The organism is Inquilinus sp. CA228, from assembly GCF_052078665.1.
Classification (GTDB): domain Bacteria; phylum Pseudomonadota; class Alphaproteobacteria; order DSM-16000; family Inquilinaceae; genus Inquilinus.
Genome location: NZ_JBQJIK010000017.1, coordinates 96,639 through 104,649, shown reverse-complemented (window position 1 = coordinate 104,649; position 8,011 = coordinate 96,639). Strand labels below are relative to the sequence as shown.

Annotated in this window: 6 protein-coding genes; 1 reads left to right on the top strand and 5 read right to left on the bottom strand. The window is 69.9% G+C overall.

Annotation, left to right across the window (positions count from 1 at the left end; genetic code table 11):
• From ACTOWL_RS10790 to ACTOWL_RS10770, 5 genes are all read right to left on the bottom strand, one after another.
• Positions 1 to 1,174 (bottom strand): ABC transporter ATP-binding protein/permease (locus ACTOWL_RS10790; protein WP_441321219.1); only part of this gene is annotated, 1,174 nt, incomplete at its 3' end.
• Positions 1,175 to 1,403: 229 nt separating this feature from the next.
• Positions 1,404 to 4,049: an aminopeptidase N gene (pepN, locus tag ACTOWL_RS10785; protein WP_441321218.1), complete on the bottom strand. Its 2,646-nt coding sequence runs from the start codon at positions 4,047 to 4,049 to the stop codon at positions 1,404 to 1,406.
• 147 nt (positions 4,050 to 4,196) lie between these two features.
• Positions 4,197 to 4,514 carry a type II toxin-antitoxin system RelE/ParE family toxin gene (locus ACTOWL_RS10780; protein ID WP_441321217.1) on the bottom strand — a complete coding sequence of 106 codons (318 nt, stop codon included), beginning with the start codon at positions 4,512 to 4,514 and terminating at the stop codon, positions 4,197 to 4,199.
• Positions 4,511 to 4,792, bottom strand: coding sequence for a type II toxin-antitoxin system ParD family antitoxin (locus tag ACTOWL_RS10775; RefSeq protein ID WP_441321216.1), 282 nt, complete (start codon positions 4,790 to 4,792; stop codon positions 4,511 to 4,513). Before ACTOWL_RS10775 ends, ACTOWL_RS10780 begins: the two co-directional genes overlap by 4 nt.
• Before the next feature lie 58 nt (positions 4,793 to 4,850).
• The gene (locus tag ACTOWL_RS10770; protein ID WP_441321215.1) at positions 4,851 to 7,802 is read right to left on the bottom strand and encodes a phosphoenolpyruvate carboxylase; all 2,952 of its coding nucleotides are present in this window, start codon (positions 7,800 to 7,802) and stop codon (positions 4,851 to 4,853) included.
• Here ACTOWL_RS10770 and ACTOWL_RS10765 point away from each other — a divergent pair.
• Positions 7,801 to 7,995: a hypothetical protein gene (locus tag ACTOWL_RS10765; protein ID WP_441321214.1), complete on the top strand. Its 195-nt coding sequence runs from the start codon at positions 7,801 to 7,803 to the stop codon at positions 7,993 to 7,995. The two genes, ACTOWL_RS10770 and ACTOWL_RS10765, sit on opposite strands and share 2 nt — an antisense overlap.
• Positions 7,996 to 8,011 lie beyond the last annotated feature (16 nt).

The window sequence follows — 8,011 nt, the reverse complement described above, 5'->3', positions numbered from 1 at the left end:
TGCCCACCAGCGCGACGTGGTCGCCCGGCGCGATCCGCAGGCTGACGCCACGCACGGCGCTGCGGGCGCCGCCGTCGAAGGCGACCGAGACGTTCTCGAACACGATGTCGAGCTCGCCCTCCGGCATCGGCCGGCCGCCGGAGGGCGCCTCGTCCGGCGTGTCCAGCACCTCGGCCAGGCCCTCGGCGGCGCCGATCGCGGCCACCCGGTCGTGGTAATAGGCGGCCAGCAGCCGCAGCGGCTGGAAGAAGTCCGGCGCCATCAGCAGCACGAACAGGCCGCTGAACAGGGTCAGGGTCGGCGCTGTGCCCCAGCCGATATGGCCGAGCAGGCCGAGCCCGACATAGGTGGCGACGACGGCGACCGCGACCGAGGCGAAGAACTCCAGGCTGGCCGAGGACAGGAAGGCGATGCGCAGCACCCGCATGGTGCGGTCGCGGAAGGCGTCGGCGGCCAGGGCGATGCCCTCGACCTCCGCCTCCGCCCGGCCGAACAGCCGCAGCGTTGCCAGCCCCTGCAGCCGGTCGAGGAAATAGGCGCTCATCCGCGCCAGGACGCGGAACTGCTTGCGGCTCTCATCGGCCGCCTTCATGCCGATCAGCGCCATCATCAGCGGCACGAAGGGCCCGGCGATGGTCAGGATCACGCCGGACACCCAGTCGATCGGATAGACCGCGGCCAGGATCAGGATCGGCAGCACCATCGCCACCCGGCTCTGCGGCAGGAAGCGGGCGTAGTAACCGTCCAGCGCCTCGATCCGCTCGATCAGCGTGACCGCCAGGTCGCCGGTCTGCCGCTCCGCCCGCCAGGCGGGTCCCAGGGCGTGGACGCGGTCCAGGATCTGCCGCCGCAGCCGGGTCTTCACCCGCGTCGCCGCCACGGCGCCCAGCGCCTCCCAGGTCCAGGCGGCGCCGGCCCGCAGCAGCGCCGCGGCCAGCAGCGCGGCGAAGAGCGGCCAGAGGTCGGACAGCGCCGCCCCCTCCATCACCGCGCGCTGCAGGATCCAGGCGATCAGCCCGGCCTGGGCGACGCCGCACAGGCCCTGGGCGATCCCGGCCGCCGCGGTCAGGCCGATCGGCCGGCGCGCCAGCCCGGCCTGCCGCTTCAGCCAGCGGCCGGCGGCGCGGTCATCGATCGGGCCGGTCGAGGAAGGGCGGGGCGGGATGGGGGCCAAGGGATCGGTGCTCCAGAGACTGCAGGCGAGGTAAGGCGCCAGCCCGGTCCGGTCAACGGCACGAAATGAAGCAGCTGTTTCGCACCGAGGCCGTGGAATGGCTCTCAGACCATAGCGTCATCCGGATCGTCCTCCCCCTGTTCCTTCGGCCGAAATCCGGCCGAGGTTTCATCTGCAACGCTTCGACACGGGTCGGATTCGCCGGCAGCGAACCCGGTCTCGTGCCGCCTTACGCCCGGCTCTTCGCCGCGATCTCGTAGACGTCGCGCGACAGGTCGGGCGCCGCCAGGATGCGGTCCAACTCGGCCTGCATCGCCGCCCGGCGGCCGGGCTCGTGCCGCTGCCAGCGGCCGAGCGGCACCAGGATGCGCGCCGCCAGCTGCGGGTTCGGCCCGTTCAGCGCCAGCACCTGGTCGGCCAGGAAGGCATAGCCGGAGCCGTCCGCGGCGTGGAAATGCAGCGGGTTGCCCATCGCTAGGCTGGAGATCAGCGCCCGCGCCCGGTTCGGGTTGCGCAGGGTGAAGGCCGGGTGCCGGGTCAGCGCCTTGACCGCGTCGAGCGTGCCGGGCAAAGCGGAGGTCGCCTGCAGCGCGAACCACTTGTCGACCACCAGCGGTTCGTCCTGCCATTGGGCGTAGAATGCCTCCAGCGCCTGCTTGCGCTCCGGGATGTCGCGGTCGCGCAGCACGGTCAGCGCCGCCAGCACGTCGGTCATGGTGCCGCCGGTCCGGGTCTGGGCCAGGACCAGTCCGGTGGCCTCGGCGTCGCCCTGCAGCAGCCCGAGGGCGGCCAGGCAGACGTTCTTCAGCGCCCGCCGGCCGACCGCGGCGGCCGAGACGTCGAACGGTCCGCGGTCGTCATTGGCCTGATAGACGGCCAGTAGCCGGTCGCGCAGCGCCGTGGCGATGGCCAGCCGCGCCGCCTCGCGCACCGCATGGATGCCCTCGACGTCGATCAGCGCCATCTGGTCGGCGAGGAAGGATTCGCTCGGCAGCGCCATCGCCTCGGCGACGAAGGCGGCGTCGAGCGCCGGATCGTCCAGCAACCGGCCGACGGCGGCAACGAAATCCGAATCCAGCCGCCAGGCGCGCCCGGCCTTGCGGGCGGCGACGCCCTCCAGCAGCAGCTGGGCCGCCAGCTGCTGGCCGGCCTCCCAGCGGTTGAACGGGTCGCTGTCATGGGCGAACAGGAAGGCCAGCCGCTCGCGCGGCTGCGGCGCCAGCTTGATCGGGGCGGAAAAGCCGCGGAACAGCGACGGCACCGGCCGCTCGGCCAGCCCCTCGAACACGAAGCGCTGGCGCGCCTCGGTCAGCGACAGGATCCGGGTGCCGGGCGCGGCCTCGGCCTCGCCGGCCAAGCGCACCGGCAGGTCGCGGCCTTGCGCATCGAGCAGGCCGAGCGCCACCGGGATGTGCAGCGGCTGCTTGTCCGGCTGGCCCGGCGTCGGCGCGGTCGACTGCGCCAGGGTCAGGCTGTAGCGGCCGGCGTCCCACTCCTCCTCGACCTTGATCTCCGGCGTGCCGGCCTGGGAGTACCAGCGGCGGAACAGCGTCAGGTCGACGCCGCTGGCATCCTCCATCGCCGCGACGAAGTTCTCGCAGGTCGCGGCCTCGCCGTCATGACGCTCGACATAGAGGTCGATGCCCTTGCGGTACCCCTCCGGCCCGAGCAGGGTGTGGATCATGCGGATGACCTCCGCCCCCTTTTCATAGACCGTCGGCGTGTAGAAGTTGTTGATCTCGATATAGCTCTCCGGCCGGATCGGATGGGCGATCGGGCCGGCATCCTCCGGGAACTGGATGGCGCGCAGGCGGCGGACATCGCCGATGCGCTGCACCGGCCGGCTGTTCGTGTCGGCCGAGAACTCCTGGTCGCGGAAGACGGTCAGGCCTTCCTTCAGCGACAGCTGGAACCAGTCGCGGCAGGTGATGCGGTTGCCGGTCCAGTTGTGGAAATACTCGTGCGCCACCACGGATTCGACGCGCTGGAAGTCGCCGTCGGTGGCGGTCTCGCGGCTGGCCAGGACCAGGGCCGTGTTGAAGATGTTCAGGCCCTTGTTCTCCATCGCCCCCATGTTGAAGTCGGAGACGGCGACGATCATGAACAGGTCGAGGTCGTATTCGAAGCCATAGACCTGCTCGTCCCAGGCCATCGACGCCTTCAGCGACCGCATGGCGTGGCCGACCTTGGTCTCGTCGCCGCGGCGGGTGAAGATCTTGAGGTCGATCGGCCGGCCGGACCGGGTGGTGAAGCGGTCCTCGACCGCCACCAGGTCGCCGGCCACCAGGGCGAACAGGTAGGACGGCTTGGGGAACGGATCCTCCCACTTTGCCCAGTGCCGGCCGCCCTCGGCCTCGCCGGCACCGACCGGATTCCCGTTCGACAGCAAGACCGGGACCTTGGCCTTGTCGGCGACGATGGTGGTGGTGTAGCGGGCCAGCACGTCGGGCCGGTCGAGATAGTAGGTAATGTGGCGGAAGCCCTCGGCCTCGCACTGGGTGCAGAAATTGCCGCCGGAGGTGTAGAGCCCCTGCAGCGAGGTGTTGTTCTGCGGCTCGATCTCGGTGGTGATCTCGAGGGTGAAGGACTGGGGCAGGCCAGGCAGGGTCAGGTGCTCGGCATCGACCGAATAGCGGTTGTCGCCCAGCGTCTCGCCGTCCAGCGCGACGCCGGTCAGCCTCAGGCCCTGGCCGTCCAGCACCAGCGGCGCCGCGGGGTCGGAGGTCGCCGGGTTGCGCCGCATGGTCAGGCGCGACGTCACCGTCGCTCCGTCCTCGCGCAGGTCGAAGCGCAGGTCGACCGTGTCGATCAGGAAGTCGGGCAGGCGGTAGTCGGCGAGGCGGATGGTGCGCGGGGCGCTGCTGGAATCGGTCATCGGATCTCGGCCGCTGGAGGATCTGTTGCCTCCTGTCTAGACCAGCGCGGCCGGCGGTGGAATGGGGCAGCGGCCGGGACGCTGTCGGGCGCGCGGTCCGCCTGCCTGAAGACGGTGCCTGGCGCGTCGCACCAAAAAGGGCAGGGATCAGGTCTCGCTACCCTCGGCCAGTTCGGCCTCCCAGTTGGCACCGCCATAGAACAAGCGGAAAATCACCACGTCGTCGGCTTCCACAGCAAAGGCCACGGTCACGCGGCGCTCGAAGCCGACGATGCGAAGCCCAGGCCGCAGATCGTTTCGGAGGGTGCCGCGTTTCGAGGCGTAGTCGAAACCACGGCAATAGGTCTCGATACGCTCGATATAGCGCATGGCCGTGACCGGGCCCGCGGCATGATCGATGGTATCGTATATCCATCTCAGGTCCGCCTGCGCTTCCGGCAACAGAACGACGCGGCGACGCTTCACACCTCCCCCTTGAGGCGGGCGGCGTGATGCGCGCGGAGACTGTCGAACACCTTGTCGATCGGGATGACTCTGGAAGGGTCCTCCTTCCAGGCGTCGTAGGCCGGCGCCACTTCCTCGCGCAGCCAACGCTCCACGGCGGCATCGCGCTCCTGGAGAGCGCGCAGGCCAGCACGGATCACTTCACTGCTCGTGGCATAGGCGCCCGAGGCAACAAGCTGGTCGATAAAGGCGGCCTGCTCGGCCGGCAGGCTGAAGGTGCGTTTTTCGGTGGCGGACATGCGGCCTCCTAGAGACACCCGGTATGATATTATCATACCGATGCCCTCGCCCGCCTGTCTACCCGAAGAAGCCGGTGCGGTGCACCACCGCGGCCGAGACCCGGCGCACCAGGCCGTACAGCTGCCGCATCGGCCGGAAGATCCGCTCGTTCTCGAACTGGTAGTTCTGGCTCTCATCCGAGCTGTAGCTCGCGGCCTCGCCGAAATCGGCCACGGCGATGGTGTCCTCGGTCAGCGGGAAGATCTCCTCCAGCGACGTCACCGCCGGCAGCACGTCGAGATGCAGGATGCGGGCGATCACCTGCTTCACGGTGAGGTTGTGCCGGCTGGAGAATTCCGGGATCCGCATCGCCAGCAGGAAGATCTCCTGGATCAGCGCCAGCCGCACCGCGTGCAGCACGGCCAGCGCGTCGCGGCTGGCGGCGTCGACATGCGGCGCCTCGTCGGCCACGCTCTCCAGCCCCTCGCGCAGCAGGATGAAATCCTTGTGCAGGGCGCGGAAGACGCGGCTCTGCCGCTCGTACACCGGCATCGGCTCGAGATGGCCGGACAGCGCCACCATCCGGTCCGCCAGCTCGCGGTCGCCGGTGGCGGCGGCGCGGATGATCCAGGAGCCGGGGTCGAGCGCGTCGATATAGGACCGCATTGCCGCCGGGTTGCTGGCCGAGGTGCCGTAGGTGACGATGCCGATCAACTGCCGGAACCGCGGCGAGGCGGCGTAGAGCTCGCGGAACCGCTCCGGGTCCTTGGCGATGGCAGCGCCGGCGCCGCCGACGCTGTTGGCCAGCAGGCCGAGCTGCATCAGGATCGCGTTGTGCGGGATGGCGCGCAGTTGCGACGGCATGGCGTGGTCCAGCTCGCTCGGGTCCTCGTGCTGCCGCTTGGTGGCGCGGCTGCCGGAGGGGAACAGCAGGTTCGGGCCTAGCGCCTGCAGCAGCACGCCGTAGTCGCGGCTCTGCATCAGCCGGACCTGGAACTCCTTCACCGTGGTGAAGAACTCGCGGATGTAGGAGGCCTCGTCGTAGAACGGGTCGTCCGCCACCTTGCCGTCCTGGGTGCCGTCGACCTCGGCCAGGATGTGCTCGAGGATGCGGGTGACCACGGCATAGGCCATGTCGGGATGGGCGAAGTACAGGTATCCGTCGCCGCCCTGGAAGCTGACCTCCTGCTTGAAGGCGACGCCCTGGCTGGCCATGAAGGCCCGGGTCGCCGGCGGATCGACATAGGACAGGCGGTCGGCGATGCCGCCGGGATGGCAGCCGCGGCCGATCGAGTCGCCATGGGTGTCGAAGATCAGCAGTTGCACGTCCGGCAGCCCGGCCTTGGCGACCACCCGGATCAGCCGGAGGCGCAGCCGCTCGATCGAGGCGCCGGCCGGGGTCTGGCCGAGATAGCGCCCGGCGTCGGAATAGCCGGTCTGGACGCAGACCCGGCCGCGGCGGCGGACGTAGTCGCGGTAATGCGGGTTCTCCAGCAGCTGCTCGATGATCCGGCTGCCGTTTTCCAGCGCCTTCTCGGTCTCGAACAGCGGCGAGATGTCGACCATGCCGTCGACCCCGAACAGCCGGGCGTAGTACAGCGCGGTCAGGCAGGTCAGGGCGCTCTCGCTCTCGGCGATCAGGAAGCGGATCGGCGCCGAGCGGTCGTTGTATTTCAGCATCTGCGCCAGCAGCATGAACAGGCGCTTGACCGAGGTGCGCTCCGACAGCAGCGAGCCGAAATTCACCGTCACCGGCTCGACCGCGTCGAGCAGCGCGTTCAGCCGGTCGAGATAGGATTGCCGGTAGCGCGGGTCGTTCGGGTCGGACACCATGCCGACCGCCTTGCGGATGGCGTTGTGCACCTGGGTGGCGTTGATCCGCACATGGGTGTGGGCGGCGCCCAGCCCATGCGTCGCCAGCTCGGCCCGCAGCAGGCAGAAGCGGCGCGACAGGTCGGGGTCGTCGGTGCGCTCCAGCGCCCGGTCGACGATCGCGATCAGGCTGGCGGATTCGGTCAGGCGCAGCGCCTGGCCGGCATGGATGCGCTGGCTGATCACACGGATCTGCTCGCGCCCGGCGGCGGTGCCCGGATCGGCCACGGCGAAGGCGGCGACCTCGTCCCGGATCTGGGCAATGGCCAGCGCCACCCGGCTCTCCAGCAGGTCCAGCGTCTCCAACAGGTCGGCGGCGCCGCGCGGCACCTGCGACCGGATCGCCCGCACCTCGGACAGGTAGTGGTCGAGCTGCACGGCCTGGACCAGCAGGCGCTTGTGCAGCGTGTCGGTCCAGCGGATGTCGGAGCGGCCGTCGAGGTCGTAGCCGACCCAGGAGGCCAGGGTGACCAGCCGCGGCGTCAGGCTGCGCCAGTCCTCCGGATAGGCGTCGCGGGCGACGTCCAGCAGGATGCCCCAGGCGCGGCCGAGCGCGGCGCGGGCATTGGCGATGGCGTCGAGCGACAGAGCGTGCTCGCGCGCCAGGCTGAGATCCTCGTCCGGCCGGTGCTCGACCGCGGCGGCGCGGGCCAGCAGGGCAGCCCGGGCCTCCTCGGTCAGTGGCGTGCCGTCGGCGGTGCGGCCGACCGCCAGCACCGCCAGGTCGGCCATCAGGGCGCCGGACAGGTTGAAGGTCGGATGGGCGGTGAAGACGGCGCCGAAGGCCTCGCTTTCGACCCGGCGGCGGAAGGCGGCGAAGGGCACGGTGTTGCCCACCTCGTCCTGCGCCAGGCGCTGGAACAGGGCGCGCAGCGTCGCGTCATTGGCCTCGGGCCCGGTCTCGCCGAGATAGCGGCCGAGCCGGGCGGCGCGGTGGCTGAAGCCCTCGATCGTCAGATGGCCGATCAACTCCTCGATGTCGCGATAGCCCAGCTTGCCGTCGGCCAGGCGGCGCGACAGCTCCAGCGCCAGATGCTGGATCGGGTTGGCGAAGGGGTCCTCGCGCTGGGACTTCTCGTAGCGCTTCAGCAGCTGGGTCAGCTCGCGGGCGAGGGGCGGGTCCTCCGGCCGAGGCGTGGCTGGGCGCGTATCCGGCATGGTGCATCCCCGTGCGGCAGCCGCGATGCTGCAACTGCGTCATGCATCCATGTTGCGCTGCGAAGGGCTTGTCAATCGCTTTGGCGAAGGAAATCGGCCGGCCAGCGACAGATTCGAAAGTCGCCAGTCCTTGAGGGAGATCGGCATTGCTGCCGAAATCGATAAAATCCAATATGTTGCGGCTGAACCCTGAACCGGAAAAAGAAGTG